This is a genomic window from Nocardioides sp. Leaf285 (assembly GCF_001422955.1).
GTDB lineage: Bacteria > Actinomycetota > Actinomycetes > Propionibacteriales > Nocardioidaceae > Nocardioides > Nocardioides kribbensis.
In genome coordinates, this window is the sequence record NZ_LMNH01000005.1 from 99,900 (window position 1) to 122,069 (window position 22,170).

At 71.8% G+C, this 22,170-nt stretch carries 32 protein-coding genes; 18 read left to right on the top strand and 14 right to left on the bottom strand.

Annotated features, from left to right (window positions below; all coding sequences use genetic code 11):
* The first annotated feature begins 101 nt into the window (after positions 1 to 101).
* The 16 genes from ASF47_RS18085 (at position 102) to ASF47_RS18160 (ending at position 10,734) form a co-directional block, all read left to right on the top strand.
* Positions 102 to 644: a hypothetical protein gene (locus ASF47_RS18085; protein WP_056865436.1), complete on the top strand. Its 543-nt coding sequence runs from the start codon at positions 102 to 104 to the stop codon at positions 642 to 644.
* Between the two features lie 377 nt (positions 645 to 1,021).
* Positions 1,022 to 1,921, top strand: coding sequence for a hypothetical protein (locus ASF47_RS18090; RefSeq protein WP_056865437.1), 900 nt, complete (start codon positions 1,022 to 1,024; stop codon positions 1,919 to 1,921).
* 71 nt (positions 1,922 to 1,992) lie between these two features.
* Positions 1,993 to 2,343, top strand: a complete 351-nt coding sequence (locus ASF47_RS18095) for a hypothetical protein (protein WP_156698010.1) — start codon at positions 1,993 to 1,995, stop codon at positions 2,341 to 2,343.
* Positions 2,344 to 2,423: 80 nt separating this feature from the next.
* A complete protein-coding gene (locus tag ASF47_RS18100; RefSeq protein ID WP_056865439.1) occupies positions 2,424 to 3,212 on the top strand; it encodes a hypothetical protein in 789 nt (262 codons plus the stop codon).
* A 67-nt stretch (positions 3,213 to 3,279) separates the two neighbouring features.
* A complete protein-coding gene (locus ASF47_RS18105; protein WP_056865440.1) occupies positions 3,280 to 3,651 on the top strand; it encodes a hypothetical protein in 372 nt (123 codons plus the stop codon).
* Positions 3,648 to 4,157: a hypothetical protein gene (locus ASF47_RS18110; RefSeq protein ID WP_056865441.1), complete on the top strand. Its 510-nt coding sequence runs from the start codon at positions 3,648 to 3,650 to the stop codon at positions 4,155 to 4,157. Before ASF47_RS18105 ends, ASF47_RS18110 begins: the two co-directional genes overlap by 4 nt.
* 205 nt (positions 4,158 to 4,362) lie before the next feature.
* Positions 4,363 to 4,737 carry a hypothetical protein gene (locus ASF47_RS18115; RefSeq protein WP_056865442.1) on the top strand — a complete coding sequence of 125 codons (375 nt, stop codon included), beginning with the start codon at positions 4,363 to 4,365 and terminating at the stop codon, positions 4,735 to 4,737.
* A 50-nt stretch (positions 4,738 to 4,787) separates the two neighbouring features.
* The gene (locus tag ASF47_RS18120) at positions 4,788 to 5,042 is read left to right on the top strand and encodes a hypothetical protein (protein ID WP_056865443.1); all 255 of its coding nucleotides are present in this window, start codon (positions 4,788 to 4,790) and stop codon (positions 5,040 to 5,042) included.
* A 41-nt stretch (positions 5,043 to 5,083) separates the two neighbouring features.
* Positions 5,084 to 5,707 carry a hypothetical protein gene (locus ASF47_RS18125; protein WP_056865444.1) on the top strand — a complete coding sequence of 208 codons (624 nt, stop codon included), beginning with the start codon at positions 5,084 to 5,086 and terminating at the stop codon, positions 5,705 to 5,707.
* Between the two features lie 62 nt (positions 5,708 to 5,769).
* Positions 5,770 to 6,084 carry a hypothetical protein gene (locus ASF47_RS18130; RefSeq protein WP_056865445.1) on the top strand — a complete coding sequence of 105 codons (315 nt, stop codon included), beginning with the start codon at positions 5,770 to 5,772 and terminating at the stop codon, positions 6,082 to 6,084.
* Positions 6,085 to 6,191: 107 nt separating this feature from the next.
* Positions 6,192 to 7,547 carry a hypothetical protein gene (locus ASF47_RS18135; protein ID WP_156698011.1) on the top strand — a complete coding sequence of 452 codons (1,356 nt, stop codon included), beginning with the start codon at positions 6,192 to 6,194 and terminating at the stop codon, positions 7,545 to 7,547.
* A gap of 207 nt (positions 7,548 to 7,754) precedes the next feature.
* Positions 7,755 to 8,849: a cellulase family glycosylhydrolase gene (locus ASF47_RS18140; RefSeq protein WP_156698012.1), complete on the top strand. Its 1,095-nt coding sequence runs from the start codon at positions 7,755 to 7,757 to the stop codon at positions 8,847 to 8,849.
* Between the two features lie 58 nt (positions 8,850 to 8,907).
* The gene (locus tag ASF47_RS18145; RefSeq protein WP_056865448.1) at positions 8,908 to 9,318 is read left to right on the top strand and encodes a hypothetical protein; all 411 of its coding nucleotides are present in this window, start codon (positions 8,908 to 8,910) and stop codon (positions 9,316 to 9,318) included.
* A gap of 75 nt (positions 9,319 to 9,393) precedes the next feature.
* Positions 9,394 to 9,735: a hypothetical protein gene (locus ASF47_RS18150; RefSeq protein ID WP_056865449.1), complete on the top strand. Its 342-nt coding sequence runs from the start codon at positions 9,394 to 9,396 to the stop codon at positions 9,733 to 9,735.
* Positions 9,725 to 10,156, top strand: coding sequence for a hypothetical protein (locus ASF47_RS18155; protein ID WP_056865450.1), 432 nt, complete (start codon positions 9,725 to 9,727; stop codon positions 10,154 to 10,156). Before ASF47_RS18150 ends, ASF47_RS18155 begins: the two co-directional genes overlap by 11 nt.
* Positions 10,153 to 10,734 carry a hypothetical protein gene (locus tag ASF47_RS18160; protein ID WP_056865451.1) on the top strand — a complete coding sequence of 194 codons (582 nt, stop codon included), beginning with the start codon at positions 10,153 to 10,155 and terminating at the stop codon, positions 10,732 to 10,734. Before ASF47_RS18155 ends, ASF47_RS18160 begins: the two co-directional genes overlap by 4 nt.
* 15 nt (positions 10,735 to 10,749) lie before the next feature.
* On the opposite strand, the gene ASF47_RS18165 is transcribed toward ASF47_RS18160, so the two are convergent.
* The 13 genes from ASF47_RS18165 to ASF47_RS18220 form a co-directional block, all read right to left on the bottom strand.
* Complete coding sequence (locus tag ASF47_RS18165; protein ID WP_056865452.1) at positions 10,750 to 11,094, bottom strand: hypothetical protein; 345 nt, start codon at positions 11,092 to 11,094, stop codon at positions 10,750 to 10,752.
* 47 nt (positions 11,095 to 11,141) lie between these two features.
* Positions 11,142 to 11,828, bottom strand: coding sequence for a hypothetical protein (locus ASF47_RS18170; RefSeq protein ID WP_056865453.1), 687 nt, complete (start codon positions 11,826 to 11,828; stop codon positions 11,142 to 11,144).
* 88 nt (positions 11,829 to 11,916) lie between these two features.
* Positions 11,917 to 12,081 (bottom strand): hypothetical protein, encoded by a 165-nt coding sequence (locus ASF47_RS21245; RefSeq protein WP_156698013.1) that lies wholly within the window; start codon positions 12,079 to 12,081, stop codon positions 11,917 to 11,919.
* 40 nt (positions 12,082 to 12,121) lie between these two features.
* Complete coding sequence (locus ASF47_RS18175; protein WP_056865454.1) at positions 12,122 to 13,243, bottom strand: BRCT domain-containing protein; 1,122 nt, start codon at positions 13,241 to 13,243, stop codon at positions 12,122 to 12,124.
* Positions 13,240 to 13,743, bottom strand: a complete 504-nt coding sequence (locus tag ASF47_RS18180) for a hypothetical protein (RefSeq protein ID WP_056865455.1) — start codon at positions 13,741 to 13,743, stop codon at positions 13,240 to 13,242. The genes ASF47_RS18175 and ASF47_RS18180 overlap by 4 nt, the downstream gene beginning before the upstream one ends.
* A 93-nt stretch (positions 13,744 to 13,836) precedes the next feature.
* The gene (locus ASF47_RS18185) at positions 13,837 to 14,220 is read right to left on the bottom strand and encodes a hypothetical protein (protein WP_156698015.1); all 384 of its coding nucleotides are present in this window, start codon (positions 14,218 to 14,220) and stop codon (positions 13,837 to 13,839) included.
* Between the two features lie 104 nt (positions 14,221 to 14,324).
* The gene (locus ASF47_RS18190; RefSeq protein WP_056865457.1) at positions 14,325 to 14,543 is read right to left on the bottom strand and encodes a hypothetical protein; all 219 of its coding nucleotides are present in this window, start codon (positions 14,541 to 14,543) and stop codon (positions 14,325 to 14,327) included.
* The gene (locus ASF47_RS18195) at positions 14,540 to 15,544 is read right to left on the bottom strand and encodes a dATP/dGTP diphosphohydrolase domain-containing protein (protein ID WP_056865458.1); all 1,005 of its coding nucleotides are present in this window, start codon (positions 15,542 to 15,544) and stop codon (positions 14,540 to 14,542) included. Before ASF47_RS18195 ends, ASF47_RS18190 begins: the two co-directional genes overlap by 4 nt.
* On the bottom strand, positions 15,541 to 15,945 hold the full coding sequence (locus ASF47_RS18200) for a hypothetical protein (RefSeq protein WP_056865459.1): 405 nt from the start codon (positions 15,943 to 15,945) through the stop codon (positions 15,541 to 15,543). Before ASF47_RS18200 ends, ASF47_RS18195 begins: the two co-directional genes overlap by 4 nt.
* Positions 15,946 to 16,116: 171 nt before the next feature.
* Positions 16,117 to 16,587, bottom strand: a complete 471-nt coding sequence (locus tag ASF47_RS18205) for a hypothetical protein (protein ID WP_056865460.1) — start codon at positions 16,585 to 16,587, stop codon at positions 16,117 to 16,119.
* Entirely contained in the window at positions 16,584 to 17,144 is a 561-nt protein-coding gene (locus tag ASF47_RS21250; protein WP_056865461.1) for a hypothetical protein, read from the bottom strand. The genes ASF47_RS18205 and ASF47_RS21250 overlap by 4 nt, the downstream gene beginning before the upstream one ends.
* Complete coding sequence (locus ASF47_RS21255) at positions 17,141 to 17,752, bottom strand: hypothetical protein (RefSeq protein WP_056865462.1); 612 nt, start codon at positions 17,750 to 17,752, stop codon at positions 17,141 to 17,143. Before ASF47_RS21255 ends, ASF47_RS21250 begins: the two co-directional genes overlap by 4 nt.
* Positions 17,749 to 18,183, bottom strand: coding sequence for a hypothetical protein (locus ASF47_RS18220; protein ID WP_056865463.1), 435 nt, complete (start codon positions 18,181 to 18,183; stop codon positions 17,749 to 17,751). The genes ASF47_RS21255 and ASF47_RS18220 overlap by 4 nt, the downstream gene beginning before the upstream one ends.
* 358 nt (positions 18,184 to 18,541) lie before the next feature.
* Here ASF47_RS18220 and ASF47_RS18225 point away from each other — a divergent pair, with 358 nt between their 5' ends.
* Both ASF47_RS18225 and ASF47_RS18230 read left to right on the top strand, forming a co-directional pair.
* A complete protein-coding gene (locus ASF47_RS18225; RefSeq protein WP_056865464.1) occupies positions 18,542 to 19,504 on the top strand; it encodes a hypothetical protein in 963 nt (320 codons plus the stop codon).
* A 91-nt stretch (positions 19,505 to 19,595) separates the two neighbouring features.
* Positions 19,596 to 20,441 (top strand): zeta toxin family protein, encoded by an 846-nt coding sequence (locus tag ASF47_RS18230; protein WP_268778337.1) that lies wholly within the window; start codon positions 19,596 to 19,598, stop codon positions 20,439 to 20,441.
* Between the two features lie 113 nt (positions 20,442 to 20,554).
* Here ASF47_RS18230 and ASF47_RS18235 read toward each other — a convergent pair whose 3' ends face one another.
* Positions 20,555 to 22,141, bottom strand: a complete 1,587-nt coding sequence (locus tag ASF47_RS18235; RefSeq protein ID WP_056865466.1) for an RNA-guided endonuclease InsQ/TnpB family protein — start codon at positions 22,139 to 22,141, stop codon at positions 20,555 to 20,557.
* Positions 22,142 to 22,170 lie beyond the last annotated feature (29 nt).

Sequence of the window (22,170 nt, forward strand, 5' to 3'; positions counted from 1 at the left end):
CCAGGCACCAGCAGATGACGGGAGGTGGGTCGGTGCAGGTTGATGCGACTGCCGGTCACGTTCTGGCTGTCCCGCCCAGCATCGTCCCCGAGGAGCCCGCCATGTCTGTCACCTTCGCCCCCGCCTTCCGTGAGAGCGACGTCGCCGGGTTCGGCTTCTTCTGCGCCTGCGGCGCCGCCAACACCGGCGTGCTGGCTGCCACCTACCCCGCGTGCGAGGCCCTGCGTGGCGGCGAGGCATCCATGACCGTCCGCTGCGGCGACGAGTACTGCGACGCGGACCGAGCCGCCGACGGCTCGGGGTTCATCATGACCATCAACGGCGTCGAGATCCCCGAGATCAACGTCTCCTCGCTCAACGCGGGCCACCTCATCGACGACGTCCTGGGCATCGAGCGCGACTTCACCCACTGCTCGGCCGGGCTGGTGGGGGCCATGAGCGCCGAGCAGTTCCTGGGTCGGGTCCTGATGGCGATGGCCATCCAGCCGTCCGACGCTGGCGTCCCCGCTCACGCCGTCGGCGGACCCGGGGCGACCTGGATCAACTGCGGGCGCGAGCCCGGCTACGACCAGCGGGTCCTCAGCCACCTGCACGAGGTGGCCACGTGGGCCGCAGCCAACGGCCGCGACGTCCACTGGGGCTAGGGAACCGGCCCCGCGGCGCGACTCCACGCCTACCGGTGCGCACCGAGGCCCGCGCCGCACACGGCGACAGTCGTGTCCTCCTCTGCCCCTGAGACCGTGCGTTTCCGCAAGGTGCCAACCGACCTCACCGATGCCACCCTGCGCACCCACGCGGTCTACGAGGTCCTCCTCGACCAGACCGTGGTGGGGCGTGTGATGCGCCGACGAGCAGCCCGTACGGGGCGACGCACGGGCCGAGCCCACTGGTGCCGACAGACAGCCCCCACTGGCGAACCCGGCCAGTGGAGCACCGACACCACCTGGTTCGCCACCCGCCAGCGCGCCGCCGACGCCCTACTCGACCACGCCCGCCAGCCCGCCACAGGAAGCGCGTCTCGATGACCCACCCGACGACATTCGTACCCGACGACGGATACCCGTGCACGCACCCCAACTGCGAGCAGCACGGCAAGAGCCCGTGCGAGGGCGTGGGCTGCGACGGCCTCGACGACCAGGAGCGAGCCGCTCTCCTGGCCCGCGGGCTCGGGCACTCCCCCGCCCTGGCCACACTCGGCCAACGGGGCACCCACGCCGCCCTGGAGGACGGCTGCGGACCGTGGTGGATGTGGGCGGGCGACACCGGAGACGGCGGCCCCCTGCACTTCGACGCCCCGCATCCCGACCCCCGCCACCCGATGGCCCACGGCCACGAGGCACCCGTGCGCGTCAAGGTCGCCCTCGACCCCGCGGGGGTCTACTGGGGATGGATGGACTCCGCGACGCCGGGCGACGCCGGTGACTCGGGCGACCCGGCCCCGTCGATGATCAGCGCCCACCGGCCGTTCGTCGCGTGCTTCCCCGACAGCCCCCAGGCCATGGTCGATGCTGGCCGCGGTCGTGTCGTGCGCTTGTCGATCACCTCCGTCCCCAGCACCTCCGTCCCCAGTGCCGCTGAGGACGCGGGCCGCGCCGACGGCAGCGAGACGGCCACGGTCGTCGATGACGGGGAGTTCGGGTTCCCCTGGGACGCCATCCTCGCTGAGGACCTCGCCCCGTACCCGCCGCTGGTCGAGGTGTGCACCGTGCTCGTCCGAGCGAGCCGAGCGATGGAGCGGCACGCCCGAGAACACGACGACGTGCGGTGGTCGCGGATGGCCGACCTCATCGAAGAGACCGCCGACCGGATCGCGACCGCGGACCCCTTCATGCCCCGCGAGCAGCAGAGCGCCGAGTGGCTGGAACGCAACCACCGCACCGTGCTGGAGGCCGCACGAACCTTCCTCGGCCAGACCCCCTGACCAGGCCCGCGCTCCTGACGTGCGGTGCTCCTGGCGTGCAATGCGGTGCCGCGGCCGCACACGATCCGCGCATGAGCAGCCCTGAGCCTTCTTCTAGCGCCGTCGCCGATCTCCGGCATGCGCGACTGGTCGACCTCGACGCCGCCGGAGCCGTGACGTGGCAGGCGCGGCTGACCCGGGACCGATCGGGGATCGGGGCCGACGCCGGTCGCGACCTCGTGGGGCCCTTCCACCTCATCCGCGACACGTCGCTGTCGCAGGGATGGTGTGGCGCCCGCCTGGACCGCTACTTCCGGCGCCGCACCCGCCACACCGCCTCCGCCTCTGTGCTGCCGACCACGGCCGAGGGCGCCGAGGTCAAGGTCTGCGACACGTGCTTGCGCGCTGCCGCGACCGACACCCCGCGCCCGTGGCGGCGTTGACCAGTCAGGCGGCCCAGTCAGTCAGCCCGGCCCGCGCAATGCCGGTGCGCCGTGAGGCTCTGTCCGGACACGATGAGTGCATGACCGAGCCCACCAGCACCGTCCAGGCCAGCACCGGCTCCCCTGAGGTCGACGCTCTGTCGCTGGACGCCCTGGACGCCACCGCTGCCATGTTTCCGACGCTGACGGTCGACGAGGTCCGCGAGTTCGCGAGTTCGCAGGCTGCCGAGGCCGCGCTCGACGCGCGCATCGAAGCCCTCGTCACCGAACGCACCGCGCACCGCAAGGCGATGAAGAAGATCCTGGACCGTGCGGCTCTACGCGACGTGACCCCCGAGGAGGTCGCCTTGACCTACCGCACCACGGGCCGCGGTGAGCGCGACCTAGCCGCGGTCCTGCGCGAGATGCACCCCTACATCCGCGACGTCGCGCGCTACGGGACGCAAGACGGGCCGATGGTCTGCGCTGCGGGGCTGTCGCTCTACGGCGACGACAACGACCCCGCCCAAATCCCCTCCTTGGCCGCAGCCCTCGCCTCGGCGGCTTCCTTGCTGGCCCCCGAGGCGGGACTGACCTTCGAGATCGACGTCAACGACGGCCGCCGCAACCTCGACATCGACTGGCAGTGGCACCAGCACGCCAACGGCCTGCACCCGGTGGCCATCAGCGAGGACGACCTGGGCGCCACCCGGTCGTTCGTGCTAGCCCACTCCGCCGATGGCGACCGCGCCGTCCTGCTGGACCGGCGCAAGGGCTGGCGCTACGGCGCCGACGGCGTCGTGGCGACCGGCACCCTCATCGAGGTGCTCGCAGCGCTGTTCCACCAGGTCCGCGAGGTCCGCGCGGCCTCCGAGGAGGACGGTTACTGACGATGGACCACGCCGTGGACAACACAGCCGGGTGCGCCCCGGCGCAGGCGCCGGACACGGTCCCCTCATGAGCGCCCCCACCACCGACTGGTCGACCTACGAGCCGATCCCCCACCTGCCCACCCCCGAGGCCGGGTCCGTCGAGGCCTACCGCGGCATGCTGGGCGGCGCCATGACCGAGAAGCCCGCCGGTGACCTCGCGCTGCGCGGGCTGGCCGCCTACTGCGCCGGTCAGAGGCTCGCGGCCCGCGACCTGGCGCACCGGGCGCGCATGGCGGCCCCCGACGCCTTCGCAGCCCGCTACGCCGACGGGCTGGCCTACGCCATCATCGGCGACAAGGGTGTGCGCACCGCGGCGACAGCGGTGCGCCGCTTCCTCATCGCCACCGACGACCCGCGGCAGGCGCTCACGCTGGACGCCCTGGTGGTGAAGCAGTGAGCCGACAGCCCACGACCGGGCCCGCCGACGCTGCTGGCTGGGTCTGCTGGCGCGACGCGAGGCACCGCGTCGGCGTTCGGGAGACTCTCGGGTGGCCCCAGTGCCGCGACTGCGCCGCCGCACCCGCCTATCACGAGCGGCCCTCCTACCTTCCTCACGGCTTCACCCTCAACGTCTACGTCCCCAGCGAGAACGAGCGTGGCCAGCGACTGCGCCGAACCCTCGCGCCCGGCAGCGCCATCGTCGGGGTGGCCGACGACCCCGAGGTCTACTTCGAGGGCTGGACCTTCGGTCAGCACGACATCACCACCATCGAAGGATGGGGCGCCGGGGTACTGCACGCCGCCAGCCGCCTGGTCACCGCCTACCCCACGATCGCCCGGGCGAGCGTGGCGGGCACCGCTCTGCTCACCGTGGCCCGCTTCGACCCCCGCACCAGCAACCTCGACGTCACCGACGACGACACCCTGCTGGCCTGGCTGCAGTCCGGGAAGGCCGGGTCGTGAGGTCCAGCACGGCGATCTCCGCGGCCTACCCGACGGGCTGCACCACCTGCGGCGCGGACCTGCATGCCCCGTGCCGCTCCCGGTCCGGTCGCGTCACCGACACCCACCTCGCCCGCATCGAGGCCAGCAGACCGGCCCTCGGGACATCTGACTCCGTCGCCAAGACCGCTGGCCCAGCGGTGCCGCCGCAGAGGAGCATGGAGCCATGACCCGCATCGCCGCCGGAACCCTCACCGGCCCCCAGCACCGGCTGTGGTGCGAGGTGTTCGACCACCTGCGCGCCTTCCACGCCTCGCTCGCCACGAGCGCCGAGCGGGCCAAGCGCCGCGACTTCGTCACGGTCCAGGACCCTCGTGGGTACGACACCACCGAGATCGCCTGGCTCGTCCACGAGCGGTCGGCCATGCACACCGAGATCAACCGCCTACGCGCCACCCGCGGCCTGGGCCCCGCTGACGCAGCCGAGGTCGCCGACGCGGAGTCCCGGGCCGCTGGCCACTACGACTACGCGCACAAGTTCGCCCTCTACTGCGCGGACCTCGTCACCCACGACGACCCCCGACTCGCTCCCACACACTGACCCCCACGCCGCCTCTCCGGCCGGGCCTACCGCGAGGAAGACACCACGCCATGAAGATCCACCTGCTCGTGTGCCACTACCAGGAGGCCTACCCCGGCGAGCACGCGCCCAGCGTCATGGCCGCCGCCGACGAGTTCCTCATCGAGGAGAACCCGACCTACTGGCATCAGGAGGTCGCCCAGCAGAAAGCACAGATCGGCGACGAGGCCGCCGCCTGGGCCGAGATCGCCGTCGAGGTCGACACCGAAGCCATCCTCGACGCCCTGCACCCGACGCGGCGCCCCCTGCCCGCCACCATCGTCTAACCCCGGTGCGCGGGCGCACGCCCGCCGGACACGGTCGGTGCATGGACACCACACCCGCCAGCGACAACCCCACCGAGCAGACGGACCTCGACTCCGAGTTCAAGTACCGGTTCGCCGCCGAGCGCTTCGAGGACATCGTCGGATCCGTCGTCTCCGACCTGCGGGCTCTGGCCGATCGCATCGAGGCCATGAGGGCGCCCTCGCCCCACCAGGCCGACCCGGGCTTCGGCGACGTGGCCGCCCGCCTGACCCGCGAGGTGATGTCGGCGCTACCGAACCTGGGCCTGTCCGCGGTGGTCCATGTTGCGGCCCAGGCCGACACTGCGCTGCTGCGCGACCGACTCGCACGAAGTGCCCCGGCCGGTGCCCCGGCCAGTGCCACCCCCACCGACTCCGCCCCCGGCTCCGGCGGGACCGGAGCCGACGTGTCTGAGATCGCTGTCGGCTCCCACGTCATCTCCGCCGAGGAGTACGACCTCGACGGCACCGCAGGCACCGAGGTCGGCTACTTCGGACTGGTCACCGCGCTCGCGGCCAACGGCTACGACGTGGTGTGGCACAACGAGTCCTCGCCGGTGTTCGTTCGCGCTCACGAGGTGGTGCACGTGCCCGCCCACGAGGTGCCCGACGACTTCACCACCCGCGTCACCTCACGCCCCCGATGAGTACTGCGGCCACCTACCCTGACCCAGAAGGCACCGCCCGAGATCCGCGCAGGAGACCCACCATGCCCAGCACCCCCAAGAAGTACACCGGCGGGACCCTTGACGACGACAGGCTCGTCGACGCCAGCACCCCCGACAAGATCAAGGCCACCGTCCCCCAGGACGCCCTGGCCGAGTGGGCCGCAGCCCAGACCTGCCCGCAATGCGGCAACGTCGGCTTCCGTATCGAGGAGCGCCTGACCGCCCGCCCCATCGGGGACTACTCGCTGGCTGGCGCGCAGATGAAGTTCAGTGCCGTCGCGGTGCCCCACATCGTGTGCGGGCTGGCGCTCGACGGCCCCGGGTGCGGGGTCTCCGCTCCCGGCAGGCGCGCCTGAGAGGTCGAGGTGGGACTGTGCGGCAGGCGCGCCTGAGAGGTCGAGGTGGGACTGTGCGGCAGCGCGGCGAGCGAGCGCCGCCTCACGTTGCCGCACACCCTGAGATCATGAGTCCCGTGAGTCCCACCCACCGCTACGACGAGGCCAAGCACCCGCGCGGCAGTAGTGGCCGGTTCGCGGTGAAGCAGTCGGCCGAGGCCGCCGACGTCACCCTGGAGACCGCCACGACACCCGCGCCGAACCTCGCGATGGGCCCCGTGGAGACGAGCGAGGCCCTGTGGTGCGAGGCGTGTGAGGAGGCCTTCACTGTCGACGACGCCGAGCGTCTCTACGAGTGCGGGACCTGTGGTGCGGTCAGCACCGAGCGGCGCTGCGAGCAGTGCCACAAGTTCATGGCCCGCTCCGAGGAGCCCGGGTGCCCTCACTGCCAGGAGCCGGTGGAGGCCACGCCCGTCCTCGTCGTCGTTGACCACGACGGACGGACCGTCCGCGTCGAGGACTACGACGCCGACGGCCCCGCCAAGAAGGTGCGCGACGCAGCAGAGAAGGCCAAGGCCGACGAGCGCGCCGCCTCCGAGGCTGCGGCCCGCCTGGCCGCCAAGCGCGCCAACGCCGCCGAGGGAACCGCTGCCACCGTCGAACCCGGCGTGGTCCTGATCGACCCCGACGACACCAGTCGCTGGGCCAGCCGCGACGCCGAGGTCCTCAGCGTCCGCCACGTCGAAACCCCTGAAGGTCCCATCGTGGTGATGAAGACGTACTCCCACGGTCTGCGCACCGTCGTGCGTCGTGCCGACGCGAAGGTCCCGGTCGCAGCCACCGTGGCTGAGTACCCCACCGAGGACCGCGGCCCGAACGGGCGACGACTGAACGCCGACGACTTCGGCGGGGCCCGGTTCAACGAGACCTTCGACCCCAAGATGTCTGCGGTCTCCGCCCCCAGCAACGGCATCGAGGTGATCGTCGGCTCCGCCTCGCGATCCGGGGGCACGCTGCCGGTCGTCGCGCTGATGCTCGGCCAGCGCAACCACACCGGCTCCATCGGCGGCATGGTGACCTACCTCGGCGTCTTCGACGACCCCGAGAAGGCCGAGAGCGCCCTGGGCGAGTTCGAGCGGGCCGCCGACGCTCTCGCTGCGGCGCGCGCCGAGCACCCGCCCGCCGCATCCGACGACGAGGACGAGGCCTGGGACGTCGCTCACCGGGTCGCCGGGTGGGACTCGGTGAGCACCCGGCGCAACGAGTTCGTGCACACCGAGGCCGCAGCAAGCCTCGACCTACAGATCGGGCTGTCGTCGTGGCACCGCGACAAGGGCGCGCTGCTGCACCTGAGCAACAGCGCCCAGAACGCCGCCATGACGGATCCCGACACCCTGCGTCGTGCCGTCGCTGAGGCGCGCAGGCACTTGCCGACCCTGACCGGCATCCCCACGCGGCCCGACGTCGTCGACGACAAGATCTGACCCCGCCCCCGCGGGTGCTCCCGGGGGCGCTGCCCGCCTGGGTTGCGCATGGTCCGCGCCGTGCGTACCCGCCCTCGTCATCGCCCCGCTCGGCGTCTGGTCGCGGCCACGTTCGCCGCGTTCCTCGTCGGCACCACCTTCAGTACGACCCTCAGCGCCCCCAGTCGGGCCGAGGGCACGGACCCGACGGTCGCGCAGACTGTCGGAGTGGACCACAGCCACCTCGCGCCACAAGACGCCGCCGACGGACCGAAGGTTCCTCGCTCCTCCGGCCGCGCAGCGACCAGACCGCGCCGTGTCGCTGCTGCGGCCGCGCTGCCCGCGGTGGGCGTCCAGTTCCACGGCATGTGGTCCTCCTACACCGACACCGAGCGCAAGCAGGTGCTGCAGCGGCTGAAGGAGATGGGGGCCACCTGGATCCGCCTGGACATCTCCTGGGCGATGCTGCAGCCGCAGCGCGGCCCGATCGACGCCGCAGCATGGGGTCCAGCCAACGTCGACAGGGTCATCTCGATGGCGCGCGCTGCCGGTCTGAAAGTCCTGGGCACCCTGTGGCTCACCCCGGCTTGGGCCAACGGGGGCGCTGGGGAGCGCGTGGCGCCCACCGATCCCGCCGACTACGGCCGGGCGTTCGCCTGGGCAGCCGAACGCTGGCAGGGCAAGGTGGCGGCCTGGGAGGTCTGGAACGAGCCGAACTCAGCCGACTTCCTCGTCGGCGCAGACCCCGCGGTCTACACCGGCCTGCTCTGCTCGGCCTACCGCTCCGTCGCCTCGATCAGCCCCCGTCCTGCCGTCCAGATCGTCTACGGCGGCACGATGCACAACGACACCCCGTGGATCGAGCACACCTACCGCGCCGGTGCGGCCGGATGCTTCGACGTGATGGCCACCCACCCCTACCAGGCCCCCGCCGACCGGGGTCCCCTCGACGGAGACGGCGCACAGGTCTGGGACTTCACCCACCTCGGCGCCGTGAAGGCGCTCATGACCCGCTACTCGGTGAGCACACCGGTGTGGGTCACCGAGTTCGGCTGGTCCTCCCACCCCAACACCGGCCGCGAGGCGAACTGGGAGCGAGGCGTGAGCGAGGCCCAGCAGGCCGACCACACCCTCCAGGCACTGCGCACCCTGCGTGATCGCTACCCGTTCGTGACCAAGGCGTTCGTCTACAACGAGCGCGAGAAGGTCGGCGAAGGCCCCCACCAAGCCGGGTTCGGCATCCTGCGCAACGACCTCAGCGCCAAGCCGATCTACCGCGCGCTGAAGCGCACGCTTACCGAGACCACGGCCCGGCGCGGCTGACAGGTCGGCGCGAAGCCCCAGGGTGCAGCGGCCGGTCGGGGCCGGACACGATGTCGTCATGACACCCGCGAGCCCCTCGACACCTGAGCCCGAGGGCACCTACCCGACCGTCGCTTCCGGCGCGCTCGCCTACATGGTCACCACCGCAGACTGGACGTTCTCACCCGCCGACCCGATGGCGATCGGTGAAGCCGAGGCGACCAAGTGGTTCAGCACCGTCACCGACGGCCCCTACTCCTCCTACGCCATGGCCGAGATGGCCGCTGATCGTCGCGTCGAGGGCACGCGCCGCGACTTCCTCACCGTGCACGGGCAGATGGAGCAGCACGGCATCGGCGGACCCCGCGGACCCCACGGCAACGCCTGCGCCTGGAAGCGCGACCTGACCTGGCACGACTTCACCGGCGCCTTCGGTGACCAGGCTGGCTGGCAGATGATCGAGGTGGCGCAGGTCGACGTCCTGCCCTGAGTCCGGCACATGAACTGAGGCGCGGACGCGAGCGGAACGGTGCGCACCCGGCGACATGCCGTACACAATGAGGGCATGCCCACCGACACCCCCGCCGGAGGCGCCCCGCGCGCCGTCGCTCCCACCACAGTGCACGCCGACGCCGTGGTGGCCGGTGACGGCTACAGCGAGCCTGCGCCGCTGACCGAGTGCCTGAACTTCGCCTTCCAGGACCAGGCCGAGCCCGGCGAGCGGTGTGGCGGGGAGGTCTGGATGCGAATCTCCTCCGGCGGCTCGCGGTTCTTGAAGTGCGAGGCGTGCCACACCCGCACGCAGGCCAAGATCGCAGCCGTGCGGGACCGCTACCCCGACTCCGACACCGCTCCGGCGTGGTTCGACCCCACCTACGCCGGGGAGCGCTGGAACGATGACTACTGAGACCTCCGCGGCCGACCGGACCGCTCGCAGGCCGATCTTCGCCTCCCACGTCTCGCGCCTGCTTGCACGCGCCGGGCTCACGCGCTTCGTCTCCGAGACCACCTCGGTGCGCGGGTACCACCGCTACTGCCCGGGCTACCGGGTCATCGGCTCTACCGCCTCCTTCGAGGAAGGGTTCCTCGACGTCGAGGACGGCGGCCGGGTCACGGTGCACCACGAGACCCTCGGAACGTCTGCCCACGATCCGCTGGACCCGGCACGCGACGTCGAGTCCCGCCTCGGCGCCTACGCCAGCGTGCTGGAGGACAACGGGCTGCACGTCGAGCAAGCGGTGAGCCAGCGCCGGGCCGGACGCCCCGGACGCCCCTACCTGGTCGTCTCCGGCCCGAGGCTGGACGAGCCCACCGGGGGCCTCCAGTGAGCACCACCGACTCCGGGGTGCTGGCCCTGCAATGCCTGCGGTCTGCCATCGCGCACCCGCGCTTCTATGGATCCGTCGACGAGCGCGCGCTGGAGCGTCTCCTGCTCTTCGCGCTGCAGCGCAGTCCCGACCTGGTCGAGCGCCTGCTGGGCCCTGCAGCCTCCAGCGTGCCTGGTGAGCGGTGGCTGCCCGGGAAGCGTGGCTTCGCCGATGTGGTCGGGTGGGACGCGCACGAGAGGGCGATCCAGGTCCAGGTCGAGGTGAAGGTCCGCTCGCAGGTCAACGCGGCCAACAAGCCCCCGCACGACACCCAGTTCACGACCTACGGCACCAACGGCCCCGAGCCGTGCTCGCTTCACGTGATCGTGCCCGCGAGACGACGTGCCTACATCGAGGACTGGCTGGACCCCGCCTGGACCACAGGGGGTGAGCGGTGGCAGATCCACACGTGGGAGGAAGTCCTCGACGTGCTCGACGCCCTGGCGACAACCGTGGGGGCAGACAGGCTCAACGAGATGAGTGCCGAGGTCGCCCAGGTCAGCCACGCCCTGCTGCGCCTGCCTCCGCTCGAAGCCTGACCCGACAGGGCAGGCCTACCCGCGCAGGTCGAGACTCACCTGCAGGTACACCTCTCCGGTGGAGGGTTCGATGCCGACCGGTCGGGCGTCGATGTCGCAGACCCCCGGGTCGTCGAGCAGCGCCCGGGACAGGTAGCGGCGCATGGCGGTGGCGTTGGACTGCCCGGCCAGGAAGGCGTGCAGCGGGACCGCGAGATGGCTGCGGTAGACCCCGTCGGCGTCGGCGGCGGCCAATGCGTGCGCGAGCGAGATCGGGGCCACCTGCACGGTGACGTCCAGGCCGGGCAAGGTCACCCGCTCCCCAGGGATCGCGCTCGCCGACAGCGGCGCGAGGTCAGCGGGGAGCGTCATCGTGTCCATGCCTCTCAGGTGTGCGGGTCGAGCCCCGCTCGCTCACGTCCCGGCTCCTAGAAGTCGTCCTCCCCGACCGGGATCGTCGCCTTCGGCCCGACCGGGACCGTCTCGGGGACAGGCACCACCGGTACGGTCGCCGCGGCGGCCGCGGGCTCCGGCACCGGGGTGGTCACGGTTGCCTGAGCCGAGGCGGCGGGGGCGTCCGGGGGAGTCGCTGCGGCGGCGGGCTCGTCGAAGTCACCCGGGACGACGGCGTCACCGTAGTCGTCACCGTAGTCGTCATCCGCGAAGTCATCGTTCTCGCTGTCGTTGCCGCGGACCTCGGCGGTGCTGCTGTCTGAGTCGTCCTTGTCGCTCTCCCGTCGCGGAGCGCGCTTGCGCGGCGTGGACACGACGGGGGCGATGTTGCCGTTGGCGGCGTCGGCGAGCATGCGAGCCAGCGTGGTCGAGCCGAGCAGGCTCATCACCAACATCGCTGCCTCGTCCTCGTCAACCGGCAGGCTGCGCTGGACCACGGAGATGAGGTCGGTCGCGTACGCCTCCAGCAGCCTGGGGTGCTCGGTGCGGATCAGGTGGACCGTGGCTCCGACGTCGTTGAGCGAGCGGAGCGTCGAGGCGATCTGGCTGGAGACTCCCTCCATGACACCGCTGTCCATGCCGGTCATGGCGGTCCAGATCCGGTCAGCGACTTCGGCTTCGGCCTCGGTCGGCACGGTCGGCTTCTTCGGCTTGGCGGGCATGTGCGGTCCTTCGTGGAGGGTCAAAGATGTGCTGGGGCGTCCGTGTGCGGCGGCGGCGCGGAGATGCACCCGCGCTCTGGGTTCTGGCTCAGGTGCTTGCTTCCTCGTCGGGCGCGTCCTCGGTGTCTGAGGAGCCCTGCTGGCCCAGGATGCGACCGCAGCCGGTGACCGCGCACGCGGTGGGGTCGCCCTGGCGTGGGTAGTGCCAGCGGGCCCCTTGGATGAGGACGTGGCCGTCGGCGCTCTCGCGCATCGTGGCTCCTTCGGGTGCAGCAGTGGGCGGGGTGGGGCGGCTAGTCGAAGTGGTCGGCTCCCACGAGGAGGGGCCTGCGCATCTGGACGGGCGGGACCGACCAGTCCTCGGGCTCGGGGATGGGCTCGGGGATGGGCTCGGGGATGGGCGCCAGGACCGAACCCGGGACGGCCACCGGCGCCGCAGCGGGAGACGCCGGGATGAGCGGCGCCGGGATGAGCGGCGCGTCCGGCTGCTCGGCCCAGGGGTCGCTGTCGAGGTCGTCGAGCCCTTGCGCGGGGTCGATCAGGTCGAAGGGCACCGGCTCGCGAACGGGAGGCGGGGTCTCCCAGGTGGACTTCCAGGGGTCGTGGGTGAGCGTGTCGAGGTAGGCCAGGTCCGCATCAGCGGCCAGGACGGGCTCGTGGACGACAGCCGCGGGTGGAACCGGCTGCTGGACGGTCGGGTGGTCGACGGTGGTGGTCTGCGCGCTCCTCGGGGGCTCGTCGGGGACGAGCGCGTGGGTCGCGGCGGGGCGTCGGCGAGGGGCCGGGGCGTCGGGACGTCGCTTGATGCCGGGGCCCGTGTACGAGGGCTCGTCGGCCCACGGTGCGTGGAGGGTCGGTTCGTCGACGATCCCGGCTTCCACCGGGCACGTCGGGGTCCGCAGGTACTGCAGGGGCTCGGCCCACCGGTGCCCACACTGGCAGGCGAGTCGGTACTGGCTGCGCCACTGACCCTCGACGATGCGGTGGTCGGTGGCGGTGGCGATCAGGTGCCTCATCGCGAACGGGACGTAGTCGGGATCCCCAGGGCGCGGCGCGGGCGGCTCGGCGTCGTCCTCGGACCCGTCTTCGGCACTGATGCCGCTCTCCCACTCGGCGTGGGGCACCCCGAGAGCGACGCCGTCCCAGTCCCAGGGCTCCGCCGCGAGGTCGGCGAAACGCTGGCCGGGCATGACCAAGCACCCGTGGATGCGTGCCTTGTCCATCTTCGAGACCCCGGCGCCGTCTCCGGCGACCACGAGGTCGACCTTGCCGGAGACGGCTGAGACCGACTTGCCGCCGAGCGCGACGACGGCAGCGGTGGCCGACTGTCGTGACATCCCGGTGATGTTCCCGGTCACCAGGACCGTCAGGCCCTCCATCGGCAGGCTCGTGACTGGGGTGGTGGCGATGCTCATGGCGCGGGGGTCTCGGGGGTCTCGGGGGTCTGGTCTCGCCATCGGTAGAGGGTCCGGCCGGAGTGCGGGGTGGTGGTGCCGACTCGTCGCACCGGCTCGCCGGTGCTGTTGGCCACGTGGGCGGCGTGCGCGCGAGCGACGGCGGAGACGGAGAAGAGCACCTGTCGGCGGCCCTTGGCGGTCCTCTGCAGTAGGGCGACCGGCTGCATGTCGAGGTCGAGCAGGCGAGCGCTCATGGAGCGGCGGTGCAGCCCGCACTGCGCGGCGATCTGGTCGATCGTGGCCAACCCGGCCTCCGCGGCTTGCTCGGCGGTGAGGGTCGGCAGGCTGGCCCGGTGAGCCAGGATCGCGGCCTGTCGACGGCGTCGCTGCGTGGACGGGTCGTCCGAGGACCCGGATCCCGCGGCGGGCTCGCCGGGCTGCGGGTCGGGGGTGGTGTCGCTGGTGATCAGACGCAGGGCTGGCCGCGGGGGCCCGAACTCCCAGACCTGGGCGCTCATCGCGGTCCTCGCGCGGCGGGCTGTGTGGTCGTCATGTCTGGCCTGTGCCGCTGTCGAGGCGGCGGCCGAAGCGTGCGGCCAGCGACTACCTGGCTACCTGGCTACCTGGCTACCTGCGTGCAGGCGCTCGATGACGCTGAGGACGAAGCGTGCGGCGGCTTCGGCGTCGTGGCTGCTGTGGTGGAGTCGAGCCATCTCCTGGGTGCGCTCGTCGATCCGCTCCGGGGCGAGGACGAGGCAGTGCAGACCCCCGTCCGGCTCGATGCTGACGCTGATGGCCAGCGGGCACGGCCCGGTGGCCTCGACGTGGGAGAGCACCAGTCCCTGTCCCGTCTCGCCGGGGGCCGCACCCTCAGGGCTGGCCTGGTCGAGGACCGGATCCGGCGAGATGCCCCACGGGTGGTCCGCGAGCGCTTGGAGTTGCCGAGCAGCAGCCAGGAACGAGCGGGCCGCGGAGAACGCGCGCTCGTCGACCACGGGCCCCCACTCCCCCGTTCCCGCGGGCGCCGGTGTGGTGCGGTGGGCGATCTCGCGCAGGCGGTTCTCGTGGCCGCGAGTCACCGCGGGCGCCCCCGCGTCGCTCACGGCCGCACCGGCTGGGCGTCCGGCTGACGCGGGTCGTGGACGGCAGCGCGGGTGAGGGCGGCGACGCTGACGACCGACGCGGGGCTCAGGTGTCCCAGCCCTGTGAGCCACCGGGTGGCCTTGCGCGCCTCGTAGGCGTTGAGGCCCGCGATGGCCTCTGAGTGCTCGGTGACGCCGCGGGCTGTCGCGGGCGCGGCAGGGGCGAGGCTGCTCATGCGGGACCCCTGCTGGTGTCCTGGATCAGCGGCTGGGCGGCATCGGCGGCGGCCTTGTCGAGGAGCCACTGCGGTGTCGGGAGGGCGCCGACGTAGGTCTCTGCGCGAGGACGGTCGTCGAACTCGGGGCGGTTCTCCATGAACCAGGCCAGCACGATGAGGTGCCAGATGGCGTTGACGACGTGCTTGACGCCCATCTCGGCGTCGTAGTCCTCCTCGCGGGACCAGAACGTGTTGATGTGCCGGTCGAGGGCCGCCTTGGTCAGCGACCAGGGGTAGCCCGCCTTCCAGTTCGGCGTCCCGTCGGGGCCCGGCGGGTACTTCAGGTTGCCGCGACCGAAGAGCACGGCGAGTTCGCGGAGCACACCAGCGGGGATGAGGTCGAAGGCGGCCTCCTTCTGCCCCTTCTGGCCGCCGGTCGCGCTGGTGATGCGAACCTCGCCGCTCTCGCTGCGTCGCGCCGCGGTGATGGCGGGGACCAGCGCGACCGGCCGCTGCGACGCGCACCGGGGCGTCTGCGGTTCGGCCGCCCGGAGGTCGACCTCGGTCCTCTCCCCGGTCATGGCGTCGATGATCAGCAGGCCTGCGGCCAACGCCAGCGCCACCTCGGCGCGGGCGCCCTTGCTGGTCTCCCACCCGGGGAGGACCGCGACGGCGTCGGCCTCGGCGAGGATGAACTGGGTGTAGGCCAGGAAGGCGACCCTCCTGTCGAGGCCGCGCAGCGAGGGGTGGTCGGCCGCTTCGTTGCCGGTCAGGCCCCGAGTGTCGAGGCCGGTGTGTGTGGCGGGGTTGAAGACGGCGTACCCGACGCCTTCGAGCGCTGCGGCTGCGTTCATGAAGGCCGGGTAGTTGAAGGCGGGGATGCCCGTCATCGGTCCGGCGAGGTAGACGGCGTGGACATCGTCGTGCTTCATCGGCGCGGGGTTCGACGCGGGACGCGGAGTGGGGCCCTGGGCCTTCTGCGGGCCGGTGTCGGCGCGGGCGAGGGTGTCGGCGGTCATGCGCGTTCTGTGCCGCCGCGGGATGCACGGGCGCCGGACCCGCGGCGAGAGCGCACACGCGCGAAGGCGGAGTGCAGCAGCGAGGTGCGGGGGTACTCCACGAACCAGAAGCGGTGGAGGATCCAGGTGTGGCCCGCGGTCACGGTGAGGATGCCCAGGACCGGGTTGCTCACCACGACCGAGAGGACCAGGACGACCAGCCAGCGGTGGTAGCCGGTGGCTCGGGCGCCGGGCAGGAGGGCGATGGTGAGCCAGGCGGGCAGCATCGTCCAGGCCAGGGTGAGCATGGGGTCGCTCAGCGCCATAGCCACAGCGCCCAGGGAGACCGCGTGAGCGAGGGCCAGGGTGAACGCGGCGAGCCAGTGCACGATCAGGCGTCCGCGCTCGGGGGTGTAGCCCAAAGATGCTGGGCTGCCTGGCAGTGGGCTGGACGGGGTCGCCTCGGCGGGACTGGGCGCCCTGCGGCGGGAGGGGGTCGGTCCGACCTTCGTGCGGTCGCTCTTCACGGTGCTCACGGGGTGCCTGTGCCGCAGTAAGTCGCGCGGGCGGGCACCCCGCTGAGTCACCACCGCCTAGTGGTGACCCTCGGTGGGTGCCGCCTCAGGCCGAGACCCTAGAACCTGCTTCACGAGGGTGACGATGTCGTGGTCACCGACCACGTAGTTCACCTGCAGGTCGCTGTAGCCGGGCGAGCCCGGCGGGTAGGGCTGGTAGCCGAGGTGCTCGGCCAGCAGGTTCTCGACCTTGTGACGTTCGGCGTGCAACGCGAGTTCGTGGCGGCTGTGGCCTCGCTGGCCAGGGAAGCCCGGCCGGGCCTGGAGGAACGAGTCAAGCAGTGCGTCCTGGGTGTGGCGGGCGTGCAGGCGCAGCACCGCCGTCGTGTCGTCTACGTGCCGTTCCTCCCCCGTGCTGGCGCGGGCGTCGAAACCGCCGCACGAGCACTTCCAGGACCGCGGGGCGAGGTGACCCTTGCCCAGTAGCACGTGCGCGGGCCCCGCGGCGACGGCGCTCGCGACGGCTGCCGGGTCTGGGGTGGTGGTCATCGGCTCTCCTGGGCGACGGCGTTGAGCAGGGCGGCGACCTGGTGTGGGGTGGGGCGCGCTTGGACTGCAGCGGCACGAGTCGTGGGCGCGATCGCGGTGTCGCAGGCGGTGTCGGGCCGCCAGTCGTGCAGGGCGGAGGTGCGCGAGCGGCGGTCGTCGCAAGTGGGCTCGGCAGTGGCGACGCGGGGCGCCCCTTGGTGGGGAACGAGTCGCCATGCTGCGACCTGGTCCTCTCGGTGGACCAGGACCATGCCGATGGCTCCACGGTGCGGCGCGAGCGTCTCCACACAGATGGAACCCTCGCTGGTGCGGAAGACCGAGGCCAGCGCGAGGGCCTGGTCGTCGAGGCCTCCCAGCACGGCCAGGGCAGTGCGCAATCGCAGGGGCGGGGTCGCGGCGGCGGCGATGGGCTGGTCCAGCAGGTTCAGGGTGACGCCGGGCGTGGAGAAGGACTCCAGACGCTCGGTGAACCGCAGGCGCAGCCGCGAGGCCCCGCTGAGGTCGAGCGGCGGCAGGTCGGCCGCCCAGTGCGGCTGCCGCGCGGGGTCCAGGCTCATCGTTCCTCCGGCTGGTGGGGGTCGTGGCGAGGCGATCGGCACTCGCTGAAGGCTGCGGTGACGACCCTCTCGGCGGCCGTGATGGCGTCCAGGTCGTGCTGGGCGTGCTCGACCGCGGCCCGGTGGACCGCCGCGAGGGTGTGCATGCCCGAGGGGAGCGAACAGGCGACCCGCTGTGCTCGGGCGACGACGTCGAAGTAGGTGTAGAGCGCAGCGCCGCTACGGGTGACGTCGAGGAAGTGCAGGGGCCCGGTGAGGGTCCGCTCGTGCGCGCCCGGTGACGGCTCTGGGGGTTCGCCTGCTTGCGAGATGGACTCGTCGGCGTCGTCGCGGGCCAGCCTCAGGCCGCCGTCGAGGTCGGTCCGGATCCACCAGCGGTCCTGCTCTGTGGCGTTGAGGTGGGCGAGGAAACTCTCCACGGCGTCGAGGCAGGCGTGACTGGGTCCTCGGTGCCGAGCCGCGCTACCGGGCTGCGCCTCGGTGTGTCCGTGCAGCACCGAGGCGTCGGCGAGGCGGTCCATGGCGGTCTCGGTCAGAGGGCCGCGGGTGGACCGGAGGTCGGCGGCGTTGCCGTGGTCGGCTGGGCGTCGGGAGGCGTCGGCGGTCATCGCAGGGCTCCTGCCAGGAAGGCGATCTCCGTGGGCTGCGGCGTCCGTCGCGTGATGCCGGGGGTGGCCCGGGCGAGGACGGCGACGAAGGCGATCGCGAGGACCACGGCAACGGTGAGGGCCGGGGCGCCGAGAGCACTGGGCCCGCGTGCCAGAAGGGTGGCGCCAGAGGCTGAGGCCACCGCGGCGGTGAGGGTGGCGAGCCAGAACGCTCCGGTCAAGGCGGATGAGGCGAGGCTGTCCCGGTGGACTCGGCGGGCCGAGGCGTGACGCACCGCGACGACCAGCAGGAGGGTCGCAGCGCTGAGCCCGACCAGGCGGGCGGCCGAGTGGGGCAGGCCAGCATGGGCACCCCAGGAGATGGCCATCAGGGCTGTCAGTACGCCGATCGCGGCGGGCACCGTGTTGCTGGCTGCGGCGGAGGTCTTCACGTTGGTCCTGTGCCGCGTACTGAGGCACGGCACCGGTCGCGGTCTGCGTGCTCGTGAGCGGTGACGCGCTGCGTTGACCCACGAGGCCACCAGGTCAGCGGCCATCCTTTGATACGCGACGTATCGGCGACGTACGATGTTGGCCTAGGAGGCTCCCATGGCCGCGAACACGGATCGAAGTGCTGCGTCAGCCGCGCCAGCGTCGGGCAAGGCGCGACCGCAAGATCAAGAGCGCACCCGGCTCACGCCGGGATCCGCGAGTGAGAAGACGGCCAGCGAGTCCGAGACGACCGCTTCCAAGACGACGGCCTCGCCGTCGCGGACTCGCTCGTCCCGGGCTCTCTCGCGGTCCGCCCTGATGGCGACGAGCAAGGCGGCGAAGGCGGCCGGTCAGGGGGCTGCAGGCAAGAGCCGGACCGCGAAGAAGACCGCGGGGGCCACAGGCTCCAGGAGCGCCTCGCACGATGCCAACACGACCACGATCCGTGGGTCGCTCGCCTCGGGGCTCACCACGGAACGCAAGACGTCCCGCGGGCAGCGGGACGGCCACGTCTCCACTCCCATGCTGCGCAAGGCTGATCTGCCGATGCCGTCCGGAGTGGTGTACGCCGTGGTCAAGGACGCTCTGGGCGTGAACGACATCCAGCAGGTCGACGATCCCGTGCTGCGTAAGGCTGATCTGCCGATGCCGTCCGGAGTGGTGTACGCCGTGGTCAAGGACGCTCTGGGCGTGAACGACATCCAGGCGGTCGACGATCCCGTGCTGCGTAAGGCTGACTGGCTCGACGCGCCTGAAGTGGTGTACGTCGTGCTCCAAGCCGCTCGGGCCGTGAACGACATCCAACCCGTCGACGCGGCACCGAACAGCAGGCGCCAGCAGCAGGAGCGCGCGTCGGGCGTGGCCGACATCCAACGGCGCGCCGAACTGCGTCGGGCCCAGGAGCGGCTCAACCGCATCGAGGAGATGCGTGAGGCCCGCCAACTGGCTGATGCGAACAAGAGCCAGCGTGAGATCGCGGAGATCCTGCAGACGACGCAGCCTCGCGTGCACCGCATGCTGAAGGCCATGGAGGGCCGCGACCCTCGGGCGGTGTCCCCCGAGGAGACGATCCTGCTCGCCGCGGTCAACGGGGGCTCCCGTGCCGATCTGATCGAGCACCTGGCCCAGCGGGATTACACGTTCCGGCAGCACGCACCCGAACCGTTCGACGGTGCGATCTCCGGCTCGTGGGACGAGGTTCGGCAGGCGTGGATGGCCGGACTGCTCAGCGAGGAGGAGTACAAGCGTGTCCGCGAGCGCGTCCGACCACCGTCTCCGTGACCGCGTCCACGCCGAACTGAGCGCCCTGCACTCCCCCGGTGGCGCTCTCGCGGACCCTCCGCCCGATCTGGCGCCGTTCTTCACCGAGGCCGTGCGCCTCGAAGTCGCCACCGAGTACCGCGCCCGGCGGCCCAACGCGCCGAGCGATGGGCGAGCCGTGATCGTGACGGCCGGGCCGCCTGGTGCGGGCAAGTCGACGGCTCTGGCAGCGCTCGACGGGATCGAGGACTACCGGCGCATCGACCCCGACGAGATCAAGGACCTGCTCCTGGGCCGGGCTGCCGCCGAGGGGCTGCTGGACCTGCTCGGCAGCATCACACTGCCTGACGGCCGACCGGTCTCGTTGCGCGAGGTGTCGTGGTGGGTCCACCACGTCTCCACCGACATCGCGGACGACGTGCGGGCTCTGTCGTTGTCGCGAGGCGAGAACGTCGTGGTGGAGGGCACTCTGCAGTGGCGGCCGCTGGCCGAGACCTACACCTCACAACTCGGGCTCAACGACTACGAGAGGCTCACCGTCCTCGACGTCGAGGTCCCCCTGGAGGTGGCCGTCCAGCAGGCCCGTCACCGCTGGTGGGACTACCGCACCGGCACCGACCCGCTCGGCGGTCGCTTCATGAGCGACGAGGCGGTAGCCCGCTTCTACGACGCCCAGCCGGTCGCAGGGTGCGCTGTCACTGCTCGCGACCTGAGCGCACGGGCCAGCGACGCGGGCATCGTGACGGACCTCGTCGTCATCAGCCGCACCAAGAGCGGAAGCCAGTACGGGGCCCGGATCCAAGGCAGCGACGCCACGGCGTTCGAGGCGTCGCCCGGCACGGGGGCGGTGGGAGCGTCGACCTTCGGCGTGCCGTGCTTGGGGTGCGGTCAGCCGCTGACCGGGGTCGAGTCGGTCGTGCTCGGCTACGGGCCGAACTGCGTCGGAGCGAGCGCCTGACCGAGCCCCTCCCACGAGGCGCCTGAGCGGGAGGGGCAGAAAGACTGAAGACTACTGCCACGACGACCAGTCTCAGCGTGCTCACAAGGGAGCCGACTGCGACTGCGGCGGGATCACTCCCGCACGGTTGCGTGCAGTGGTTCGCACGCTTCACGCGTCAGCAGGAGGTCGCCACGGCCTGGTTTCCCGGGCTCGGGCGCGCCTCCTTCAGCGTGTTCGGACATGCGCATGGCCGCGTTGCGGTGGTCGCGCGTGTCCCCGTTCCCCTCTGTCAGGGGCGGTGGGCCACCGTGGCCGAGCGGTGCGCGGATCGCGAGCGCTGCGGTCAGGATGTTGTGGGCGGCGTTGACGTCCGCATTGCGGGTGTGGCCACAGGCGACGCATGCGAAGACCGCTTGGCTCTTGCGGTTCTCCGCGGCGACGTGGCCGCACTCGTTGCAGCGCCGCGAGGTGTTCATGGCGGGGACGGCGACGAGGGTGATCCCGCGTCGCTCTGCCTTGTAGGTCAACTGGCGGCGGATCTCGCCCCAACCGACGTCGAGGATGGAGCGGTTGAGACCGGACTTGGACCTCTGGCCGTTCTTCAGGAACCGCCCCGGGTCGTTCGGGTCAGGAGTGGGCGCGACTCGTCGGGTCATGTTGGCCACCCTCAGGTCCTCGATCCCGATCAGGGCATAGGAGGAGGTGAGGTGGGCGGTCAGGGCGTGCTGCGCGGTGGCACGCTGCAGCGAGATCGTGTGGTGAAGCGCGCCGACGCGACGTGCTGCCTTCCGTCGCCGCCGCGAGCCCGTCTTGGTGCGCGCGAGGGACCGCTGGGCTCGGAGCATTCTGGTGTGGCTGGCGCGGGCGGGGGCGAGGCGATCGAATGTCTGCTGCGGGTCTCGGTCGTCGGAGGTGGCGGCGAGCAGGGAGACGCCCAGGTCGACCCCGACTGCTCCTGCTGAGCCGCGCTGCGAGGCGGCCCGGGTCGGCCCGGGGACCGGGACGGCGGCGGGGTCGAGGGGGACGGTCAGGGCGACATACCAGTGCTTGCCGCCGCGGGAGATGGTCGCCCCGCTGATGCGCCCGCTGCCGCGGGCCATGAGACGAGTCATCTTCTTGGCCAGTCGCGGGTCGAGGGTGCGCACCGGCCCGATGACGGGGATCTTCACGGCCCGGTAGCCCACGAGCGAGACCTGTCCACGGGCGCCGAAGGAGTCGACGCTGCGGCCCTTCTTCTTCAGGCGCGGCCTGCGCATGCCGGAGCCCCGGCGGCGACCCGACATCGAGGCGATGTAGTTGGCGTAGGCCCGCTCCGCGTTGGCGAAGGCGTCCTGAAAGGCGTAGGTGCCGACCTCGCGGCCTGGCTGATCCCACCAGGGGAACTCCCCTGCCCTCTCGGAGCCGGGTTTCATGCTCCCCTTGCAGCGGTTGAATGCCCTCTGCACGTCGCCCTTCCTGGGGACCGGCGACCTGCCCCGCAAGGCCTCCGTGGCTTCCTCGCGGGTCATGCCCTGCTCCATAAGGCCAGCCCGTAGGGCGTGCCACCGGTCCGTGGCCAGGTCCATCATCGTGACGGCGAAGTTGAAGGCCACCCGGGCCGCGCCCGCGTGCTGTGCGAACCGCTCCTCCTGTGAGGGGGTGGGATCGAGGCGGAACTTGAAGGTCCGCACGACGGTGACGCGAGGGGCCGGGGCAGCCTTGGCGCGGACCTCCTTCATCGCTGTCGCCCTCCCGCCCCGTGCTCACC